Genomic DNA, 22,004 nt, shown 5'->3' with positions numbered 1-22,004 from the left:
ATTTTTCCTGACGGCATCTTGTTTTTTAGATAAAATCAAAGTTCCGTCTTTACGCCCTGCGAGATAGCATGTCTTTTACGCTTTCCAATTATCGAACTGATCAGCTGGCCTCTTTGTCGAACGAGACCATGGCTGGTATGACCAGTTCTGATCTGGCGGCATTGAGCACGGCTCAGTTGCGCGTGTTTTCTGCTACGCAAATCGGCGCGCTTCCAACGCTGGCCATCGCCACGCTCGGCACGCAACACTTCAGCGCGCTGAGTACGGTGCAATTGGGCGGGCTGCAAGCGGCGCAGGTGGGTGCACTGACTTCCTTACAGACATCGTTGCTGGACAGCACACGGGCAGCAGTGCTATCGACCGCCGCCGTGGGCGGATTGGCGCCGGCTGGCTTGGCCGGGCTGTCCAATACCGCGTTGGCCGTTTTCACGGCGAACCACCTGGCGGCGTTGAAAACCGCCGCCATCGCGGCCCTGCGCAGCGACCAGGTGGCGGCCATCGATGACACGCTGGTGGCGGCGCTGACCACGGCGCAAGCCGCCGCACTGGGTACCTTGCAAGTGGCGGGCCTGGATGCGACCGCCGTTGCCGCGCTGGAGGCGGCGGACGTTGCCGCATTGCGCCCGGCAGTCGTGACGGGGTTCAGCAATACGCAAATTGCCGCGCTGGGCGCGTCGCGCTTTGCTTCGCTGACCACGGCGCAAACGGCGGCGCTCAGCACGGCGCAGCTGGCGCTGGGCGTGACCTCGGCCCAGGTGGCGGCATTGAATACCGCGCAAGCGGGCGTGCTGGCCAGTGCGCAACTGGCCGCCTTGCCGCTGGCGTCGCTGGCAGCGCTGCCGACCCTGCCGATGGCGGCCCTCAAGCCGGCGACCCTGGCCGGCCTGACGACATCGCAAGCCGCCGGCTTGTCCGCCACGCAATTGGCGGCGCTGACCACGGCGCAAGCCGCCGCGCTCGGCAGCGCCACTGTGCGTGCGCTGGGCGCCACCGGCATCGCCGCGCTGGAGAGCAGCGACCTGGCGGTACTGAAAACCAATGCCATTGCGGGCTTGTCTTCCGCGCAGGTGGCCGCGTTGAGCACGCTGCAGGTACGGGCGCTGAAAACCGCGCAAATCGCGGCGCTGGGCACGGAACAACTGGCGCAGGGCTTCGATATCGACCAGGCCGCTGCGCTGACGTCGGCGCAGTTCGCCGTCCTGAGTGGGGCGCAATTCGATGCGCTGCCCGACGACTTGTACACCGTGCTGGACACGGCCGACGTGCGCGCCTTGTCCGCTGCCGCGATCGGCAAACTGTCGTCCGCCGACCTGGCGCACTGGAGCAGCGCGCAATTGCTGGCGCTGACGACGGCGCAACTGGTGGCATTGCCGACCGCCGCCATGCCGGGCCTGTCGTCCAGCCAGCTGGCGTCGCTGGGAACGCTGCAGATTGCCAGGCTGTTGCCGGCCGCGCTGTCGGCCTTGTCCAGCGCGTCCTTGCCGGGACTGGGTAGCCATCATATCGCCGCCATCACGCCGGCGGCGCTGATCGCCTTGCCCACGGCGCTGCTGGCGCGCCTGGATACGGCGCAGATCGTCGCGCTGACCACGGCGCAGGTGGCCGCGTTCAAATCCGATGACCTGGCGGCATTTACCACGGCGCAGATGGCGGCGCTGGAAACCCGCGACTTTGCCGCATTGTCGGCCGCGACGTTTGTCGGCATGTCGAGCGCGCAACTGGCGGCGCTCAGCACCGCCGTGATGCGGGCCATGACACCGGCCCAGGTGGTGGCGCTGACGACGGCGCAACTGTCCAATGGCTTGACCTCGGCGCAACTGGCTGTCTGGAATACCGCGCACCTGGCCGCACTGACGGCCAGCCAGGTCACGGTCTTGCCGGCGTCGGCATTGGTCAATATCGGCGGCCTGAAGCCGGCCGCGGTGGCCGCCCTGACATCGGTGCAGGTGGCGGACTTGTCGACCTTGCAGCTGACGGCGTTCAATACCGCGCAAATCGTCGCGCTGACGTCGGCCGCGCTGGGAGGCCTGGACAGTGCGCAATTGCGGGCGCTGTCCGCGCTCCAGGCCGGCGCGCTGACCGCCGCGCAAATGAACAGCCTGGACCTCGATACGCTCGATGGCCTGGGCAGCGAAGAAATCGGCGCATTGAAACCGGCCGTGCTGAACGGCATGAAGACGTCGGCACTGGCGGCGCTCGACACCGCGCAAATCAAATACCTGACCACGCTGCAAGCGGCGGCGCTGGGCACCAGCCAGCTGGCCGCATTCGGCACTGTGGGCCTGGCGGCAATGGAAACGTCGGACATCGCCGTGTTGCCGGCGCCCGTGATCGGCAAGCTGGACTCTGCGCAATTGCAGGCGCTGCCGGATGCGTCGCTGCGCGCGCTGACCACGTGGCAAATCGTCGCGTTGACCTCCGCGCAATTGGCCGGACTGACGAGCAACCAGATTGCCGCGCTCAGTTCGCGGCAAATGGCGGCGCTCAGTTCCACGCAATTCGCCGCGCTGCCGGGCAGCCCGGCAGATTTCCTTGGCACGGCCGCACTGGCCGGCTTGAATCCCGCCATGCTGGCGGCGCTGAATTCCGCCGAGCTGGCGGCCTTCGGCACGCATCAGATGGCCGCGCTGGGGTCGGCGCACCTGGCGGCGCTGCCGAGCGCCAGCATAGCCGGATTGTCGTCGGAGCAGGTGCACGCCTTTGGCACCGGCCAGCTGAGTGTCTTGCCCGCGTCCGTGCTGGCCAATTTGTCGACCGCCGCCCTTGCCGCGCTCGACAGCCGCCAGTTGGCCTTCCTGTCGCTGACGGCCTTTGCCGCCCTGACGTCGACCCAACTGGCTGGTATGGGCACGCAGCAACTGGTGGCGCTGACCACCGCGCAAGCGGCAACCCTGACGTCGCGCCAGATGGCGGCATTGGGTTCGTCGGGATTGGCGGTGCTGGAAACCGTGGACGTGGCGGCATTGAAAGCCAGCGTGCTGTCGGCCCTGACGTCCAGCCAGCTGGCCGGACTGGGCACTGCGCACGTGCGGGCGCTGACCAGCGTGCAGCTGGCGGCGCTGACCACGGCGCAATTGGCTGCGGGCTTCAGCACGGCGCAATTGGCCGCGCTGACGCCGGCGCAGCTGGCGGCATTGAACAGCGTGCAGTTTGGCGCACTGCCGGGCGGCCCGCTGGCTTATCTGAGTACGGCGGCCATCCTTGAATTGAAGGCGCCGATGCTGGGCACGCTGGCATCGCAATATGTAGCGCAGATGACGTCCACCCAGTTGGCGGCGCTGCGCAGCGACCAGATTGCCGCGTTGTCCTCGGCGGGTATTGCCGGGCTCGATTTCGACCAGGTCGGGTATTTGAATTCCATGCAATTTGGTGCGCTGACGCCGGGCCAGGCGGCCGCGCTGTCGACCAATGCAGTGGATGGCCTGACTTCCAGCCAAATCGCGTGGCTCAAGCCTCTGACCGTGGCGGGACTGACGTCGAAGCAATTGGCGGTGCTGGACGCGGAATTGGCGGGTTTGACCACGACGCAGGCCGCCGCGCTGACCAGCACGCAAGTGGCGGCGCTGGGCAGTGATACTTTGCTGCAATTGGAAACCGGCGACTTTGCGGCGCTGAAGCCGAATGTGATTGCGGCGCTGTCGACCGCCCAATTGCGCGCCCTGGACGAGACGCTGTTGTCCGCGCTGACGCCGCTGCAGTTGGCGGCATTGACCACTGCGCAACTGGCCAATGGCGGCCTTGACACAGAACAGCTGGCTTCGCTGACGACCGCGCAACTGGCCGCGTTCAACAGCAGCCAATTTGCCGCACTGCAGACGGCGCCCGCGGTCTTCCTGGGGCGCGACACCATTGCCGGCCTGAAATCGTCGCTGCTGGGCGCGTGGAATTCCGCACAGGTGGCCGCCTTGTCCAGCGAACAATGGGCCGGGCTGACGCCGGCGCAAATACTGGCGTTTTCCACGGCCGCGCTGGGCGGCCTGACTTCGGATGCGGTTGCCGGCATGCAGACCAGCCAGGCGGCCGCGCTGCAATCGCAGCAATTACGCGCATTGTCCACGGCGGCGCTGGCGGCATTGGCGCCGGAAACGCTGGCGTGGTTGAAGCCTGCCGCACTGCCAGGCTGGTCCACCAGGCAAGTTGCCGCGCTGACGATGGACCAGGTCATTGCGCTGACGACGGCGCAGGCCGCGGCATTGGATGCGGTACAGGTTGCGGCGCTGACGACGGATGCCGTCGCGTCGCTGGAAGTGGACGATTTGAATGTGTTGCGCACCGCGTCGATTGCCGCGCTGACGACCGCGCAAATGGCGGCGTTGGACTGGCGCGCCGTTTTCCTGACGCCGGCACAAATGGCCGCGCTGTCGACTGCCCAGCTCGCAAACGGGGTTGCGACGTCAGCCATGACCTCCATGAACTCGGTGCAGCTTGCCGCACTCGATAGTCGGCAATTCAACGCCTTGCCAACGTCCGCCCTGGCCTGGCTGTTGCCGCCCGCGCTGGACGCCGTGAAGCCCGCCGTCGTGGCGGCGTGGACGTCGCAGCAAATTGCCGCATTGGCGGATGGCTTGGTGCTGGCGGCATTGAAGGCGGATCAGGTGGCCGCGCTGTCGACCGCGGCAATGGCTGCGATGGGCACCAGCCACGTGGCGTATTTCAACAGTACCCAGGTCGGCGCATTGTCGGCGGCCCAGCTGAATGCCTTGTCCACGGCGGCGATGGCGAAGCTGGTCGAGGACCGGATCGAAGCGTTGAGCACCAGCGCCATCGCGGGCTTGAAGGCGGAGCATTTGACGCAATGGGGCTGGTATGAAGTGTGGGAGCTGTCGACGAAGCAAGTTGCGGTGCTGAATTCGCAGCAAGTGCGCGCGCTGTCCACATATGCGATCAACAGCCTGGAAACCCAGGATATTCCGGCGTTGCGCACGGCGGCCATTGCTGCGCTGACGACAGCGCAGATGGCGGCGTTGCCCGGCTACTTCCTGCCGCTGCTGACGCCGGCCCAAATTGCGGCGCTCAGCACAGCCCAGCTTGCCCAACTATCGTCGGCCCAGTCCATGGAACTCACGTCGGCGCAAATCAGCGTGTTGAGCACGGCGCAATTGGCCGCGCTGGCTGCGGATACGCTGACGCACCTGGATCCGTTGGCGTTCAAGGGATTGAAGACCAGCGCGATCGCTGCGTTGAAATCGGCCCAGGTCGCGCAACTCACCGGCGAACAATTGGGAGCCCTGTCTGCGCAACAATTCGGCGCGCTGTCGCCGGATGGTATTGCGGGCATGAACAGTGCGCAAACGTTCTGGCTGACGACCAGCCAACTCGGCGCATTGTCGTCCGCACAGGTCGGCGCACTGCCGCTGGATGCGTTGAAGTGGATCGAAACGGTGTCGGCGCTGCGCAGCAGCAGCATTGCCGGGCTGAAAACCATGCAGATCGCCGCCTTGTCGCCCATTCAGGTGATGGGGCTGACGCCGCAGCAAGCCTCCGTACTGGGCTCGGCGCAAATGGCGGCGTTGGCCACCGATGCATTGGCTGCCATGGAAACCCAGGACTGGCGGGCGCTGGTACCCGCGGCGCTGGCCGGTTTGACCAGCGTGCAGTGGGACATCCTTCCAAGCGACACGCTGGCGCAAATGACGACGCTGCAAATATCGGGCCTGTCGACCGCGCAGCTGTCGGCCTCGTTCGGTACGAAACAAATCACCGCGCTGCGATCGAACCAGATTGCCGCCCTCAGCAGCGCGCAATTCCGCGCCTTGCCCACCACCACGATCGCGGCGCTGAACACGTCGTCGATCCTGGGCTTGCGCACCAATATGCTGGCCGCGCTGACGGCCAGCCAATTGGGCGGCATGACCCTGGAACAGGTGGCGGTGCTGGCCACCTGGCAAATCCAGGCGCTGAGCGCCGACGCCTGGTCCGGCATCACCCCGGACCAGGTGCAGGCGCTGACCACGGCGCAGGCCCAGGCGCTGCGCTTCAAGCACTTGTTCGCGTTGTCCGTGAATGGCACGCTGGGCGCGCTGGAGACGCAGGATGTGGCGGCATTGGCCACCAGCGAACTGGCGCAACTGGCGCCGTTCCACTTGAACTTGCTGACGGAAGAGCAGATCACGGCCATGACCACGCTGCAATTCCGCGCGCTGACTTCCAACGCGCTGACCGGCTTCAGCGCCAGCCAGATTGCCGCCATTGAAACCCGCGACCTGGCCGTGCTGCCGCTGGCTAACCTCAAGCTGTTCGATGAAGAACAGATGGCGGCGCTGACCACGGCGCAAATCGTCGGGCTGCGCTCGGACCAGGTGTGCGCATTGAATCCGCGCCAGGTGCTGGCGCTGACGGACGAACAAATCGCCGCGTTCACACAACCGTTCTACACCCCCGTGGTGCTGGACCTCGACGGCAACGGCATCGACACGGTGGGTGTCGACGCCGGCGTGCATTTCGACATGCAAGCGGATGGCGGCAAGGTGGCCACTGGCTGGGTCGGCGGCAACGACGGCTTGCTGGCGCTGGACCGCGACGGCGATGGCGCCATCACCAGCGGCGCCGAACTGTTTGGTTCCAGCACGCCGCTCGGCAATGGTGGCCATGCCGCCAATGGCTACCAGGCAATGGCTGAACTGGATGGCAATGGCGACGGTGCGTTGACGGCGGCCGACAGCGCGTGGCAGCAGTTGCGCGTGTGGACGGACAACAACGGTGACGGCGTCAGCGAGGCATCGGAATTGCACACCCTGGCGTCGCTGAAAATTGCCCGCATCGGCCTCGATGCGCAAGCCACTTTGGCATCGAATAACGGCAACATCGTTGGCCTGATGTCATCGTACCTGCTGGAAGACGGCACGCGCCGCGATGCGGCTGACGTGTGGTTTGCCGGCGCCGCGCAGGATGCGCCAGGCAGCCTGTCCACTGGCGTGGCAAGCCTGGCGCAAGCACTGGCCCAGTATGCACAGGCATTGCCGGCGCCGGGTACGGCGGCACAGGCCGATGCGGAAGCATTGCGGCTGCGCGCGCTGCATGGTGAAACGGCATCCGGCTGGCTGGCCGCGCCGAAGTAAGCACAGCATCAACAAGGCAGCTCAGCAGTAGAAGAAAAGCGGCAGGACAGCCCGTTCTGCCGCGCTAATCCGGGCTTTGAAAAAGCTCCGGCGCCGACATCTCTGGGGTAGAATCCAAAGGCGGGTGCACCTTGCAAGGGTGCAACTCGCGCTTTCCACATGCTCAAGCGAATCGATGCACGATAAATTCCCCCACACTGCCATCCAATGCCTGACGGCGATCGCGCAACATCATGGTTTGCAGATCAATCCGGAACGGCTGATCGACGAATACGCGCTGGGCGCGGAAGAACCACGTGACACACTGCTGTTGCGCATTGCCAATGACATCGGCCTGAAAGCCAAAGCGGGACACCTGACCTGGGAAGGACTCACGGCGCAAGAAGGCGTGTTCCCGCTGATGGCGCGCCTGCAGGACGGCAATATGGTGATCGTGGTCGGCGTCAAGCGCGACGGCGACAACACGCTGGCGGCGGTGCTGAACCCCGTCAACAGCCAGGCCGGCATCGTGCTGGTGCCGCAGGCGGACTTCTGTGCGCGCTGGCAGGGCGAGGTGCTGTTCCTCAAGCGCCAGCACAAATTGACCGACCCCAACCAGCCATTCGGCTTGCGCTGGTTTATCCCGGAAATCCTGAAGCAAAAGGCCGCGTACCGCGACATCTTCATTGCCGCCGTGGCCATGCACTTGCTGGCGATGGCGTCGCCGATCTTTTTCCAGCTCGTCATCGACAAGGTGCTGACGCACCAGAGCGTCACCACGTTGTGGGTGCTGGCGGCCGGTATCGTGCTGGCGCTGGTGTTTGACGCCACGTTCGGCTTCCTGCGCCAGATGTTGACGCTGGCCGCGTCCAACAAGATCGACATGCGCCTGACGCGGCGCGTGTTCAGCCACTTGCTGTCGCTGCCGATCGATTATTTTGAGAGCCACACGGCCGGCGTGATCACGCGCCACATGCAGCAGCTGGAAAAGATCCGCAACTTCCTCACGGGCCGCCTGTTCTTCACGGGCCTGGACTTGATTGCGCTGGTGATTTTCCTGCCCATCCTGTTCAGCTACTCGGCCAAGCTGGCGCTGATCGTGCTGGCCTTTACCGCCGTGATCGGCGCGATTGTCGCGGCCATGGTGCCCGCGTACCAGCGTCGCCTGAATGCATTGTATGCGGCCGAAGGCCAGCGCCAGGGCATGCTGGTGGAAACCATCCACGGCATGCGCACGGTGAAGGCGCTGGCAATCGAACCGGCGCAGCGCCGCAGCTGGGACCAGCGTTCGGCCGAAGCCATCACCATGCACTTCCGCGTGGGCCAGATTTCCATCACGGGTAACGCCATCACGGACTTCCTCGGCAAGCTGATGCCGATCGTGATCATCGTGCTGGGTGCGCAGGACGTGTTCGACAACACCTTGTCGGTCGGTGCGCTGATCGCGTTCCAGATGCTGTCGCAGCGCGTCACGCAGCCGCTGATCGCGCTGGTGGGCCTGGTCAACGAATACCAGGAAACCGCGCTGTCCGTGAAGATGCTGGGCGAAGTGATGAACCGCGCGCCGGAAGGCCGCGCCGGCGCGGGCGGCCTGCGTCCGATACTGAACGGTGAAATCCGCTTCGACGACGTGACGTTCCGCTATCCCGGTTCGCCCAACACGGCGCTGGACCGCACCACGTTCACGATCCAGCCCGGCACCGTGGTCGGCATCGTGGGCCGTTCCGGTTCCGGCAAGACCACCTTGACCAAGGTGATCCAGGGCCTCTATAACGTGCAGGAAGGCATCGTGCGCTTTGACGGCATCGATGCCCGTGAAATCGAATTGCCGCACTTGCGGCGCCAGATCGGCGTCGTGTTGCAGGAAAACTTCCTGTTCCGCGGCACCGTGCGGGAAAACCTGATCGTCACCAAGCCGGACGCCACGTTCGAGGAAATCGCCGAAGCGGCGGCGGCGGCCGGCGCCGATGAATTCATCGAGCGCTTGCCGAACGGCTATGACACCTTGCTGGAAGAAAACGCCACCAACTTGTCGGGCGGCCAGAAACAGCGCCTGTCCATTGCGCGCTCGCTGCTGGCCAAGCCGCGTATCCTGATCCTCGACGAAGCGGCGTCCGCGCTGGACCCGGAAAGCGAAGCGATTTTCATCAAGAACCTGTCGCGCATTGCCGTGGGCCGTACCGTGGTGATGATTTCGCACCGCCTGTCCACCCTGGTCAATGCGGACTCCATCCTCGTCATGCAGCGCGGCCGCCTGGTCGACGCGGGCCGCCACCAGGAATTGCTGACGCGCAGCGACACGTACCAGCACCTGTGGAACCAGCAGACCAGCCATTTGTAAGCCATGGAACCAAACAAATCTTCCGCCGCCAAGCGCGGCCCGTCCGACCAGACGGAAATCGATTTCCTGCCGGATGCGGACGCCATCGAACGCAATCCGCTGCCCCGTTATGTGCGCCTGACCTTGCACGTGATGGCGTTTGCGTTTTTCTCGTTCATCCTGTGGGCCAGCCTGTCCAAGGTGGAAAAAGTCGTCGTGGCCCATGGCCGCCTCGTCAATCCGCAACCGAATATCGTGGTGTCGCCGCTCGATACGGCCATCGTGAAAGCCATCCACGTCCGCCCCGGCCAGGTCGTCAAGAAAGGCGACTTGCTGGCGACCCTGGACCCGACCTTCACGCAGGCGGACGAAACCCAGTTGCGCAACCGCTTGCGCAGCCTCGATACGCAGACCGCCAGCCTGCGCGCGGAACTGTCCGGCAAGCCGGTCGAAGCCCGCGGCGCCAGCGACGCGGACCAGCTGTTGCAGGCGCAACTGGCCAGTGAGCGCCAGGCCAATTTCGACGCGCAGAAACAGCGCATGGAACAGAACGTGGCGCGCCTGAAAGCCGCGATCGAGACCAACCAGCGCGACCAGGTGGTGCTGGCGCAGCGCCACAAGTCGCTGGCGGAAATCGAAGCCATGCAGGAAAAGCTGGTGGCGGAAAACTTCGGCGCCAAGATGCAATTGCTGGAAGCGCGCGACCGCCGCCTGGAAGTGGAACGCTCGATGGTGATGGGCCGTAACAAGGATGCGGAAATGCAGCGCGAGCTGGCCGGCGCCCAGGCCGAGTTGTCGGCCTTTACCCGCAACTGGCGCCAGCGCGCGATGGAAGATTTATTGGCCGCCACCCGCGACCGCGACGGCATCAACGAGCAATTGGCCAAGGCCGACTTGCGCAACAAGCTGGTGCAGCTGACGGCCCCGGCCGACGCCGTGGTGCTGGAAATCGGCAAGGTCGCATCGCAGGGCGCCGTGGCGCGCGGCACCGAAGCCATGTTCACGCTGGTGCCGCTGAACGCGAAGCTGGAAGCGGAAATCCAGGTGGATTCGCTCGATATCGGCAACATCAAGAAGGGCGACATCGCCCACGTGAAGCTCGATGCCTTCCCCTACCAGAAGCACGGCATGCTGGACGGCAAAGTCACCACGATCAGCGAAGACTCGTTCAAGCGCGACCAGGTACGCCCCGGCGAAGGCACCAATGCGTATTACCTGGCCACAGTGGAGTGGGGCGACGACAGCAAGCTGCGCAAGATGGAAGGGGGCGCCCGCCTGTTGCCAGGCATGACGGTGACGGGGGAAATCGTGGTGGGCAAGCGGTCCGTGATGTCGTACCTGCTGTGGCCGCTGACCAAGGCGCTGGACGAGTCGCTGCGGGAACCATAAACAGAAACGGCCGGTGCAAATACCGGCCGCATCCTCCGCCAGGAGGGCCTTACAAAATGAAATGGCTCTGCGTCTGGTCCGCAAACTTCAGCAAATCATGGCGGAATGTCGCCACCGCATAGCGGGCCCGGGCCTGCGCCTCGTCGGCCGTGCGGATTGCGCGGTCGATTTCCGCCGGCGAATCGCCGAACGCCATGCCGCCGGTCCCCAGTTCGTAATATTCCATGTCTTCGCGCGTCCACTTCATGTCGTGGTAGCTGACGTGCTTGAGAATCACGATGGCGCCGCACAGCACGGCTTCGTTGTTGGTGCAGCTCAGCGCGTCATAGGAATACATGTAGCGTGTCTTGCGCAACTGTTCCGCCAGCTCGGGCCGCGTGGCCGGCCACTGGTACGTGATGTCGACCACGTTGGCGGGCTTTTCCGTGCAAAAGCGCGAACCCTTGCCCAGCCACAGCATGTCCTGCGTGCGCTCCGGCGCATTGCGCGTATTGAACAGCGATAGATCCACCGGGAAGTAGAACAGCACGGGCGCGGATTTGCGCTTGTCGAAGCGGTACGAGCGCGAGTAGTAGACGCGGAATTCATCGTCCGGCGCCGGCTGGGTTTCCGTGCCCAGGATGTACATCACGTAGCGCTTGGCATTCAACGGATTGCCGCGGATGCTGTCCGGGTAAATCACGATGCAATCCTCGTTCATCGCCGCCCACCACTCTTCGTTGAAGTCCTGGTTGATGGTGGGCGTGTTCAGTGCGGGATTGAGCAGCGGCTGGCCGGGCGGCGACAGGTTCGACGTCAGCATCAGGCGCGCATCGAAGCCGATGGTGTTCAATTCGTGGCACAGCTGGTGCATCACGCGCACGCCGGCGCTGACGCAGTACGTCGGGGTGAGGATGATGTAGGGGCGGGTTTTCATCGGATTCCTAAGTGAGGGAGCGGGTAACCCAGTTGTCCAGGGTCAGTCCCATCTTGTCGCGCAAGTAGTCCTGGCTGCCGGCAATGCTGATGAAGGCATTCGGGATGGCAATGCGTTTCACGGCCGGCAATTGCGGCAGAGCGCCGTCGTCCAGCAAGTCGTGCAGGCGTTCCAGGATGGCCGAGCCCATGCCGCCGTTGGCCTGGTGTTCTTCCAGGGTGGCCAGGTGGCGGTAGCGCTGCGCAATGGCGGCCAGGTGCGCGGTATCGATCGGGTTCACGAACGGCACGCTGTACAAGTCCACCTGTGGCGCGTGCTGTTCCAGGAAACGCGCCGCATAGCCCACCATGTCGCCCGTCGCCAGCACGGCGGCCGTGGCGTTTGCCGTCGTGCGCACGGGCAGGATGGCGCCCAGGGTCAGCGTGGGCGGCTGCGCATGCAAACGCGCTTCGCCGGCCTTGTTCAGGCGCATGTAGCATGGGCCCTGGTGCTGCGCGATGAAGGCCGTCATGGCGTCGACTTCGGACGGGTCGCCGGGCGCCGTCACCACCATGCCGGGGATGGTGCGCAGCATGCCCAGTTCTTCCGTCGTATGGTGCGACGTCGACAGCGGGCCGTAGGCATAGCCGCCGCCCACGGCAATGATTTTCACATTGGCTTCGTGGTACGCGACGTCATAGCGGATTTGTTCCATCGCCCGCAACGTGGGGAAATTACCGATCGAATAGCAGAACGGCGTGTAACCCTCCATGCTGAGACCGGTCGCCAGGCCCACCATGTTTTGTTCCGCGATGCCCACGTTCAGGAAACGGTCGGGGAACGCTTCCGCGAACGGTTCCAGCACCGAGTAGCCGAGGTCGCCGCACAGCAGGAAGATGCGTTCGTCCTGGTACGCCTGCGCCATCAAGGTCTTGATAAAACTGTTTCTCATGCGATTCCCTGCAATTCCGCCTGCGCGGCCGCCAGTTGCGCCGCATCGGGCGATTTATAGTGCCACGCCAGCTGATGTTCCATGAAGCTGACGCCCTTGCCCTTGACCGTGTGGGCAATCACCACGCGTGGCTTGCCGGCAATGCGGCCTTCCTTGCCGAGGGCGGCCGCCAGTTGCGCATGGTCGTGGCCATCGACTTCCCGCACGTCCCAGCCGAAGCTGGCGAATTTCGCGTCGAGCGGATCGAGGTTCAACACTTGCGCCGTATGGCCGAAGCTCTGGATCTTGTTGTAATCGACGACCAGCGTCAGGTTGTCCAGCCCGTGGTGTGGCGCGAACAGGATGGCTTCCCAGTTGGAGCCTTCGTCCAGTTCGCCATCGCTGACGATCGCATACGTGTGCCATGGCTGCTTGCGGCGCAGGCCGCCCAGGGCGACGCCGGCGGCCACCGGCAAAGCATGGCCGAGGCTGCCGGTCGACAGTTCCACGCCGGGCACCTTGTGGTTGACGTGCGACGTGAACACGCTGCCGTTGTCGGTGTACGTGTCCAGCGCTTCCACGCCATAAAAGCCTTTTTCCGCCAGCGCCGCGTACAGCGCCGTGCAGGCATGTCCCTTGCTGTAAAACAGGCGGTCGCGGCCCGGCCATTTCGGCTGGGCCGTATCGACCTGCATCACGCCGCCGTACAGCACCGCCAGGATATCGGCCACGGAAAACGCGCCGCCCAGGTGCGAGGCGCGCTTGGTATGGCACATCTGCAGGCAATGCAAGCGGATACGGCGCGCCAGGTCCACAGTACTCGTCATCATGCTGCTCCGTGCGCGCCTCGCGCTGCGGGTTTGGTCAGCAACATGCGCATGGCATGGCTGATGGTTTCCTCAATCCTGGCGACGTCGAAATTGCCGTTGCGGATTTCTTCGCGCATCGTGCCCAGGTACCAGATGCAGGTGGTCAACTTGCTGGCCAGTTGTTCGTCGGCGGTCGGGCTTTCCAGGAAGCGGCCGTGTTGCAGCGCATCGCTGTACAGCTGGATCCAGTCGACGTTGGCGCGGATGGCCTGGCCATTGCCGCGCTGGTCCTGCAAGCCATGCAGGCGGAAATAGCTGAGCGTTTCCGGCAGGTAGACAGCATCATGATGGGTCAAAATCGCCAGCCATGTCGCCACGTCGGACAGCACCATGTATTGCCGGCCCGTGAACACGCCGAATTTTTGTTCCATCGCGCTCTTGCGGATCAGCACCGTGGTGGGTTCGCCGATCAGGTTGCGGCCGCCCGTCAACAGCAGGTGGCCCAGCTGGGCGCCGTTCAGGCGCACTTCCGTTTCAAACAGGCGCTCGGTGCCGGGAATCGGCGCGATATCGTTGCCGACCGCATCGATCAGCTGGCGGAACGACGTCACCAGGCCGATTTTTTCATCGGTCAGCATGAACGACATCATGCGCATGATCTTGTCCGGATGGAACAAGTCATCGTCCATCAGGTAATTGAAGTAATCGCCACGCGAATGCTTGAGGCAATTGACGCCATTGTCGTACTGGCTGTAGCCCGGTACGCGGTAATAGCGGATTTGCGGGTGCTTGGCGATGTACGGCGCAAAGCGGGTGCGGGTGGCTTCGTCATCGCTGTTGTCGCTGATGATGATTTCCACGTTCGGATAGGTTTGCGCCAGTGCGCTTTTCAGCGCCAGTTCGCAGTAATCCGGCCGGTTGTGGGTCGGAATCAGGATCGATACCAGCGGGAAACCGTTGGGGGCGATGGCGCGGTCCGGGTCGACCACGATTTCCAGGAAGCGCTCTTCCAGGTCGCGCACGAAGCGCTCGCTGTCGAACAGCGGCGCGGTCAGGCGGTTGTCGTCCAGCTTCTTGTGCAACTCGGCCGTGGCGGCGCGGTCATTGCCCAGCTTGATGGCCAGCGCTTCATAATCGGCCATCGTAAACGTCACCAGTTCCGGCAAACCGACGGCGCGCAGCAGGCTGCCCGCCATGCGCGACGAGAACGTCTTGCCGGCGCACGTCAGTACCGGCAAGCCGGCCCACAGCGCATCGCTGGCCGTGGTGCCGCCGCCGAACGGGCTGGTGTCGAGGAACAGGTCGGCCACCTGGAAACGCGCCAGGTAATCGGCCGGCGCCACGCGGGCGGCAAACAGCAGGCGGTCCGGGTCGATGCCGCGCAGCTTGGCTTCGCGCTGCAAATTGGTGCGCACGATGTCGCCATCGGCCACCAGCCACAGCACGGAGTGCGGCACTGCGTGCATGATGCGCATCCAGCTGTCGAACACTTCCGGGATGATCTTGAACGTATTGTTGAACGCGCAGAACACGTACGCGTCTTCCGGCAAGCCGCAGGACTGGCGCGAGGGTTTCGGGCCGATCTGGCGCTGGCGGTCGTTGATCTGGAACGTGTGCGGCATGTGCAGCGGCTTTTCAGTGAAGAAAGGCTCCAGCTCGGGCGGCATCACGAACGGATCGGAAATCACGTAATCGATTTCCGGCAGGGCGGTCGGACCGGGCAAGCCCAGCCACGTCACCTGCACGGGCGCGGGGCGGTACGACAGGATGTTGTGGCGCGCATTCAAGGTCAGGCCGTGCAGGTCGACCAGGATGTCGATTTCACAGGCGCGGATCAGTTGCGCCGCTTCCAGGTCGGACAGGGCGCCGATGCGGATATGGTGGTCCATGCCGGCAATCACGCGGGCGCGCAGCGGCGAACCGTCTTCGCGGCTCCAGCAAAAACCGAACACTTCGAATTTGCTGCGGTCGTGCAAGCCATACAGCTCGGCCGTCAGGATCGATACCGCGTGCGAGCAGAAGTCCGACGACAGGTAACCGATGCGCAAGCGTTCATGCTTGTAGCCGGCGGTCGCCATCGGCGCCACGCCTTTCAGCACCTTCTCTTCCACGTAGCGCTGCGACGCACCCACCTGTTCGATCGGTTCCGGCGACGCGCTCAACATGGCCAGCGCGGACGTGCCGTCCAGCAGCTTGCGCTCGGTAATGCCGATCGACTGGTCGAACACAGGCCAGTTGCACTGTTTCTGGCGCAAATGCACCCAGTGCGTGATGACGTTGCGCTGGTCCGGTTCCAGCCGCAGGCTTTCCGCCAGCGCCGCTTCCGCTTCCGGCATGCGCTTGAGGATTTCCTGCAGGCGGCCGATATTGTTCAGCGCCTGCACGCGCAGGGCGCGGGTCGGGGCCGTGTTTGGCGGCGACAGGTTGACAGCGCGGTGCCACAGTTCCAGCGATTCTTCCGGGCGCTTCATGCGCTCCAGCAAGGTACCCAGGTTCAGCAAGCCTTCGACGAACTGGGGATTTTGCGCCAGCGCGGCGCGGTACGACGCTTCCGCGGCAGCCTGGTCGCCTTCCACTTGCAGCACGGCCAGGTTGAACCACGCGGCGTACGCCAGTGGCGACTTGGTATTGTCCAGCCACACGCGGTACAGCGATTGGGCGTGGTCGTTGCGCTGGGCGCCGCTGAGGCGCTGCGCCGTGTCGAACAATTCCACGATGCCCAGGTTGCCGTCGCTGGCCAGCCGTACCGCCGCGTTATTGAGGCGTTCGACATCGTTGCTGGCGATGGCGGCTTGCCATTCCTTTTGCTGTTCCGTGACGGAGTTGTCGCTCATGTTTTTCCTTACCTGTCTTATTGTTGGGGCTGCCAGCCGTGCCACATGGCCGTGCGGTAAATCGCCTGGTCCAGGCTGACGGTTTCGCGCACGCCCAGTTCGCTGCGGATGCGGCTGGTGTCCGGCACGTAGCGGCCCGGGTTCCAGCCCTGGTCGGCCGCGCCCAGCACCGTATATTCGCCCTTGGCCAGCACGGCGGATACGCGTTCCGCCAGTTCCGCGATCGACACGCTGCGCTCCGAGCCCGCGTTGTAGGCGCGGCCTGCCTGGCCCTTTTGCAGCAAGTGGAGCAGCCACGTGGTGAGGTCGCCCGCGTACAGGTACGAACGGCACGGCTTGCCGTTGCCATTGACGGTGACGGGCAAGCCATCCATCGCATTACGGATGAAGTTGCCTGCGGCGAAATGGATGCCCAGCGCCAGGTATGGGCCCAGCAGCGTGAAGATGCGCACGGTCGTGACCTGCACGTTGAATTGCTTGTGATAGATCGCGCACAGCATTTCCGCCGCGCGCTTGGCTTCGCCATAGGCGTTGCGCGGCACGGTCGGGTCGGGGCTGCCCGCATAGGTTTCCGGCACGCCTGCCAGTTCCCATGGCTGCTGGCCATACACGGCGCCCGAACTGAGGAACAGCACGCGCACGCCGGGATGGCGGGTGGCCAGTTCCAGCACGCGGCGGGTGCCGTCGACAATGGTGTCGTACATGCGCAGCGGGTTGTTTTCGTTCAAGTCCGCGCTGGCATCCGTGGCCGCATGGATGATGTGCGTCAGCGGTTGCTGCAGCGCTTGCAGGCTGCCGATATCGCCTTCCACCAGTTCAAACGACGGGAAATCCGCCAGGTGCGGCGCCTTGGCGCGGAACGCGGCGGCATTGCGGGTCAGCACGGTGACGTGCAGTTTGGCCTGGCCTTGCAGCACGGCATGGCGCAGGGTTTCCAGCAGCCAGCAACCGATGAAGCCGGTGCCGCCCGTCAGGAAAATGCGGGCGCCGTCCAGTTCCGGCCACAAGGTGGCGGTATCGGTAAGAATCTGGTCGAGGTCCTGGCTCAGTGTCCAGGTGGAGGTCGGGTGTGTCATGACGTCATGGCTGGCAGCAAGGCCAGCAGTTCAGGAAGGCGGTCGATGCTGGCATACGGGGTGCCGGGCACCACGCCATCGTCATAACCGCCGGTGAAGAAAATAAACGGGATGCCGGCTGCCGCGGCGGCTTCCTGGTCGACGGTACTGTCGCCGATCAGCACGGCGGGCTTGCCGGCGGCCGAGAGCGCGGCCAGCGCATGGTCCAGCGGCGCGCGGTGCGGTTTCGGCGAGGCGGCGCTGTCGCCGCCCACCACGCTGCCGAAGCGGTGCAGCAAATCCAGGTCTTGCAGCACTTTGATGCACAACACTTCGGGCTTGTTGCTGCACACGGCCATGGGGTAGTCCTGGTCCGCCAGTGCGGCCAGGGTATCGGCCACACCGGGAAACATGGTTTCCGGCGGCGTCGGCAGTGCGCGGTAGCGGCGGCGGAATTCCGCCAGCGCGGCCGGCACCGCGTCCATGTGCAAGCCGAGGGCGTTGCCGACCAGTTGTTCGGCGCCCAGGCTGATCCAGCCCCGGTAGCTCGCCACCGGCCATGCCGCCTGGTCCTGTTCCGCACGCATGCCGTTCAGCACCGTCGCAATCACGGCGGCGCTGTCAACCAGCGTGCCATCCAGGTCGAACAGCAGGGCAAGCGGCCGCATGGTCAGCGCGGGATGGCGTACAGGACGCAATCGAAGCTGTTGCTGTAATGCTGGCGCACGTAGAAGCGGTAATCCGGGCACATGCTGCGTACCAGCGCTGGCAATTCCCATGGATCGGCCGGCTTGTGGTACAGCGACATGGCCAGCACCGGACGGCTGCGTTCGATCAGCTTGCGCGCGCCTTTCAGGGCTTGCGCTTCGGCGCCTTCCACGTCCAGCTTGACGAAGGACACGTGCTGCGTCGGCAACAGTTCATCCAGCGCCAGCGCGGCAATGTGCTGCGCGCCTTCAGCCTTGATGGCGCCGCCTTCGCCGTCCGCATTGAACGACAGGATCGCGTACTGATCCGCCACGGCCGTCGGCAGGCACACCACGGACTTGCCGGTGCTTTGCACGTTGCGCACCAGCGCCGCGTAATTGGCCGGGTCCGGTTCGAACAGCCATGCTTCAGCGACGTCGGCCTGGCGGCACAGGTCCAGGTAGGTGTCGCCGTTGTAGGCGCCCGCATCGACAAAGCGCAGCGGCTTGCCGGCCAGCGGCGGCAGGGTCAGCGCATTGAAGTATTGCGCATCGCCGTGCTGGAAGTGCGCGTATTCCGGGTTCTGGCCCAGGCGGAACGCCAGCAGGTTCAGCAGGCAACGGCGGCTGGCGTCATCGGCCAGGCTGTGCCACGTGGCTTCGATTTCCGGCAGCGCCTGCGTGATGGTGTCCGGCTGCGTCAGCCAGTAGCGCCAGCCCAGCTGTTCGCCGAATTGCGCGTACAGGTGGATCGGCGAGTAGATATTGCGGAAACCGGCCGCGCGGGCGCGCGCTTCCAGTTCGCTGAACGGTGCGCCGCGGTTGTAAATGCCGATCGCCAGTTGCGCTTCGCGCGCCGCATCGTCGAGCTGTTCCCAGCTGCGCACCGGCAAGCCCATCAGGCTTTCCTGGCGTGGCTGGCTGTCGATGAAGCCGGCCAGCGCATAGCCTTGCTGTTGCAGCACTTGCGCCAGGTCGCGGCCAAAGCCGCCGGCGCCAAAGATCCACACGGGGCGCTGCGGCGCCAGGCGCGCCGGCTGGCGCTCCGCCAGCGATGCGCACAGGGCGGCAAAGTCGTCCCAGTTCTGCGGGCCCGCCAGTTGCGGGGCGGCGGTAATGTTTTGCGCCGACTGGCGCACGGCTTGCAGCGTTTCCACCGGCAGGAACGGGAACATGTCGTCCAGTTCCGGCGTGACGAACTTGCCGTTTTCATCGACGCGCGACTTGATGCGCGGGTTGAATTCCTGCTGCGGATCGACGATCACGTCGACCACGGTCGGCGTCGCCTGGCCCAGCACGTTGTCGAGGATCGGCAATGCGGCTTCGCCCATCACGGTGGCGCTGCCCAGGCCATAGGCGGCCGCGACGGCCTCGAACGGCGGGAATTCCACGCCGGACGCCGGGTGGGCGCCGATCACGCGGCCGAAGAAGTTTTCGTGGGTCTGGCGGATCGACAGGTAACCCGCGTTGTTCAGGATGATGACCAGCACCGGCAAGCCCAGGCTCTTCAGTGTCTGCAATTCCTGGATATTCATTTGCAGGCTGCCGTCGCCCGCGAAACAGATCACGCGGCGGCCCGTGCCCTGGCCCGCGATGGCGGCGCCGATCGCGGCCGGCAAGTCATAGCCCATCGAGGCCGAGCCGGAATTCGAGAACAGGCGCTGGCCGCTTTGCAGCGCGCCGATCTGGAACGGCAGGATGCAGGCGGACGCATTGCCGCATACAAAAATATCGTCCGGGCGGGCTTGCGCAAAGATGCGCTCGACCACCAGGTAAGGATTCAGTTCGCGGCCAGGCTGGTGCGCATGTTCGTCGCGCACGCGGTATTGTTGGCCGATGTCGCGGCACCAGTCGGCCCACGGCGAAAAGTCCGGCACGCCGCCATGGTCGAGTTCCTGCAACAGCGCGTCGAGGAACGGCGCGACGTCCGCTTCGATCGGCATGTCCGGCTTGACGAACGGCTTGCGCAATTCGTGGCCGTCGATGTCGACCTGCACCAGGTAGGCATCCTTGGCGAAGCACGCGTAGTTGTAGCTGGTCTGGCGGATATTCAGGCGCGAGCCCAGCACCAGCACGAAGTCCGCATTCTGCAGGCAGAAGTTGCCGGAGCGGGTGCCGATGGTGCCGGGACGGCCCGCGAACAGCGGGTGGTCGGACGCGATCAGGTCGTGCGTCCACGCGGTGGCGACCGGCACGCCGGCGCGTTCGGCAAACGTGCGCAGCGCATCGACGGCGCCGCCCAGGCGCACGCCGGTGCCGCCCAGGATCAGCGGACGGCGCGCCTGGCGCAGGCGTTCCAGCACGTCGCGCGCCGAGGCCGACAGGCTTTCCGGTTCAGGTTTGGCAGGCAAGACTAGCGGAGCAATGTTCAGCTGGTCCGTGGCCGACTGGATATCGAGCGGGATATCCAGCCACACGGGGCCGGGACGGCCGCTGATGGCGGCCGCCACCGCTTCCGGCAAGACGGTTTCCAAGTCTTGCGCGGTGCGGATCAGGCGGCTGTACTTGCAGATATGGCTGGCCATCGCAATGGTCGGGCCTTCCTGGTCGCCCAACTGGCGCAAGCCAGGCAGATCGTTGAAGTCCAGGCAGGTTTCACGTTTGACCTGGCCGGAAATCACGATCATCGGGATCGAGTCCGTGAAGGCGCCGAACACGCCGTTGAAGGCGTTGATGGCGCCAGGGCCCGTGGTCAGCATCAGCACCGCCGGCTTGCCCGCGACGCGGGCATAGCCTTCGGCAGCGAAGGCGCAAGCCTGCTCATGGTGCATGAAGGTGCACTTGAGCTCGGCGTGGCCGCCGATCGCATGGTTGAGGAACATGGCGCCACCACCGGTGACGCTGAACGCTTGCTCGATGCCGTGCTGCACCAGCCAATCTGCAATTTGCTCCGCGACGCGCATGGTTTACAGGCCTCGTTCCATGATCAGGCTGCGCATGTGCTCGTTCTCTGCGTACGGACCGTCGATGTCATTGATGGTCAGCATGGCGTCGGCGCTCAGGCCGCGCGTCAGTTTTTCGCCATTCATGACTTCGCGGCACGACAGCTGGCCTTTTTGCAGCGGGATCGCCAGGTAGAAATCTTTTTCCAGGCTGTCCTTGGTGAACACATAGCCCGGCTCCAGGTCGCGCTTGGCGTACACGCCGCGGACCAGCGCGTTCAGGTACTCGATTTCCTTCTTCGAAATCGGACGCTTCTGGGTCGAACGGCCACCGCACATTTCCGCGGCTTTTTTCATGGCGCGGAACCAGGTGTCGCACTGTTCCGGCAGCGAGCAATACGACGACACGGCCACGCCTTCGTAATCGATGTCGATGTGGCGTTCCCAGCTGCGCACGCCCTTGCCGTAGGAAATCAGCATCGACGAATGCCAGTCATGGTATTCGTGGGTCGACAGGCCGATCACGTGGTTCGGGTAGCGGTTGCGCAGGTAATCGATCTGGTCCAGTTCCAGTTCCGAATCTTCGGACGGGTACAGCGAGACGCAGTGGTTGATGGCCAGCGGGATGTCGCGGTTTTCATAGAAGCGCACCAGGTCGTCCAGGTCTTTCTCGGACGCGCCGCCGGTCGACACGATGGTCGGACGGCGGGTCGACGCGATTTTCTCGATCAGCACCCAGTCATTCATGTCCGAGCTGGCGATCTTGATGATCGGCATGTCGAATTCCACGCACAGGTCGACGGACGCTTCGTCGAACGGGGTTGCCATCGGGATGCAGCCCAGGTGGCGGATTTCTTCCACCATGCGCGTGAAGTCGGCCTTGGACAGCTTGGTGTCTTCGGTTTTCTTGATGTAGCGCTGTTCGACGCTGCCTTTGAAATCGCGGTGGATGAATTCATCGACATCGCGGAATTGCAGCTTGATGGCTGCCTTGACGTTGTTGTAACGCACCACGCGCGCATGGTCGTTGATGATTTTCAGGCCTCGCTCCAGACGACCCCAGTGATTGTTGGCGAGTTCCAGAACGAACAGGTTCTCGAACAGGTCCCTATCCTTTTGCGAAATTGCGCTCATCTTGTTTTCCCGTGCTTGTTGATGAATTGAAT

Annotated in this window: 11 protein-coding genes; 3 read left to right on the top strand and 8 right to left on the bottom strand. The window is 64.4% G+C overall.

All coding sequences use genetic code 11. The annotated features are described in order from the left end of the window. Window positions 1-137 precede the first annotated feature (137 nt). From GJ700_RS29360 to GJ700_RS29350, 3 genes are all read left to right on the top strand, one after another. Window positions 138-7,058, top strand: coding sequence for an SPM autocatalytic domain-containing protein (locus GJ700_RS29360; protein ID WP_154380737.1), 6,921 nt, complete (start codon window positions 138-140; stop codon window positions 7,056-7,058). A 175-nt stretch (window positions 7,059-7,233) separates the two neighbouring features. Beyond that, window positions 7,234-9,378, top strand: coding sequence for a peptidase domain-containing ABC transporter (locus tag GJ700_RS29355; RefSeq protein WP_154380735.1), 2,145 nt, complete (start codon window positions 7,234-7,236; stop codon window positions 9,376-9,378). 3 nt (window positions 9,379-9,381) lie between these two features. Next, window positions 9,382-10,746: an HlyD family type I secretion periplasmic adaptor subunit gene (locus GJ700_RS29350; protein WP_154380733.1), complete on the top strand. Its 1,365-nt coding sequence runs from the start codon at window positions 9,382-9,384 to the stop codon at window positions 10,744-10,746. A 49-nt stretch (window positions 10,747-10,795) separates the two neighbouring features. On the opposite strand, the gene GJ700_RS29345 is transcribed toward GJ700_RS29350, so the two are convergent. From GJ700_RS29345 to GJ700_RS29310, 8 genes are read right to left on the bottom strand one after another with little or no spacing between them, the layout of a single operon-like run. After that, window positions 10,796-11,662, bottom strand: coding sequence for a hypothetical protein (locus GJ700_RS29345; RefSeq protein ID WP_154380731.1), 867 nt, complete (start codon window positions 11,660-11,662; stop codon window positions 10,796-10,798). Between the two features lie 7 nt (window positions 11,663-11,669). After that, window positions 11,670-12,593: a transketolase family protein gene (locus tag GJ700_RS29340; protein WP_154380729.1), complete on the bottom strand. Its 924-nt coding sequence runs from the start codon at window positions 12,591-12,593 to the stop codon at window positions 11,670-11,672. Then, entirely contained in the window at window positions 12,590-13,402 is an 813-nt protein-coding gene (locus tag GJ700_RS29335; RefSeq protein ID WP_229507317.1) for a transketolase, read from the bottom strand. Before GJ700_RS29335 ends, GJ700_RS29340 begins: the two co-directional genes overlap by 4 nt. Beyond that, window positions 13,399-16,215, bottom strand: a complete 2,817-nt coding sequence (locus tag GJ700_RS29330) for an O-linked N-acetylglucosamine transferase family protein (protein WP_195764047.1) — start codon at window positions 16,213-16,215, stop codon at window positions 13,399-13,401. Before GJ700_RS29330 ends, GJ700_RS29335 begins: the two co-directional genes overlap by 4 nt. Before the next feature lie 17 nt (window positions 16,216-16,232). Then, window positions 16,233-17,291, bottom strand: coding sequence for an NAD-dependent epimerase/dehydratase family protein (locus GJ700_RS29325; protein ID WP_154380727.1), 1,059 nt, complete (start codon window positions 17,289-17,291; stop codon window positions 16,233-16,235). Next, on the bottom strand, window positions 17,288-17,938 hold the full coding sequence (locus GJ700_RS29320) for an HAD family hydrolase (protein ID WP_195764046.1): 651 nt from the start codon (window positions 17,936-17,938) through the stop codon (window positions 17,288-17,290). Before GJ700_RS29320 ends, GJ700_RS29325 begins: the two co-directional genes overlap by 4 nt. Window positions 17,939-17,940: 2 nt before the next feature. After that, a complete protein-coding gene (locus GJ700_RS35080) occupies window positions 17,941-20,859 on the bottom strand; it encodes an FkbM family methyltransferase (protein ID WP_195764045.1) in 2,919 nt (972 codons plus the stop codon). Between the two features lie 3 nt (window positions 20,860-20,862). Then, window positions 20,863-21,972: an N-acetylneuraminate synthase family protein gene (locus tag GJ700_RS29310; RefSeq protein ID WP_154380723.1), complete on the bottom strand. Its 1,110-nt coding sequence runs from the start codon at window positions 21,970-21,972 to the stop codon at window positions 20,863-20,865. Between the last annotated feature and the right edge of the window lie 32 nt (window positions 21,973-22,004).

Source organism: Pseudoduganella rivuli, from assembly GCF_009674485.1.
GTDB classification, from domain to species: Bacteria; Pseudomonadota; Gammaproteobacteria; order Burkholderiales; family Burkholderiaceae_D; genus Rugamonas; species Rugamonas rivuli_B.
Note: the sequence above shows the minus strand (reverse complement) of the source record. Positions and strands in the feature narration are given on the sequence as shown.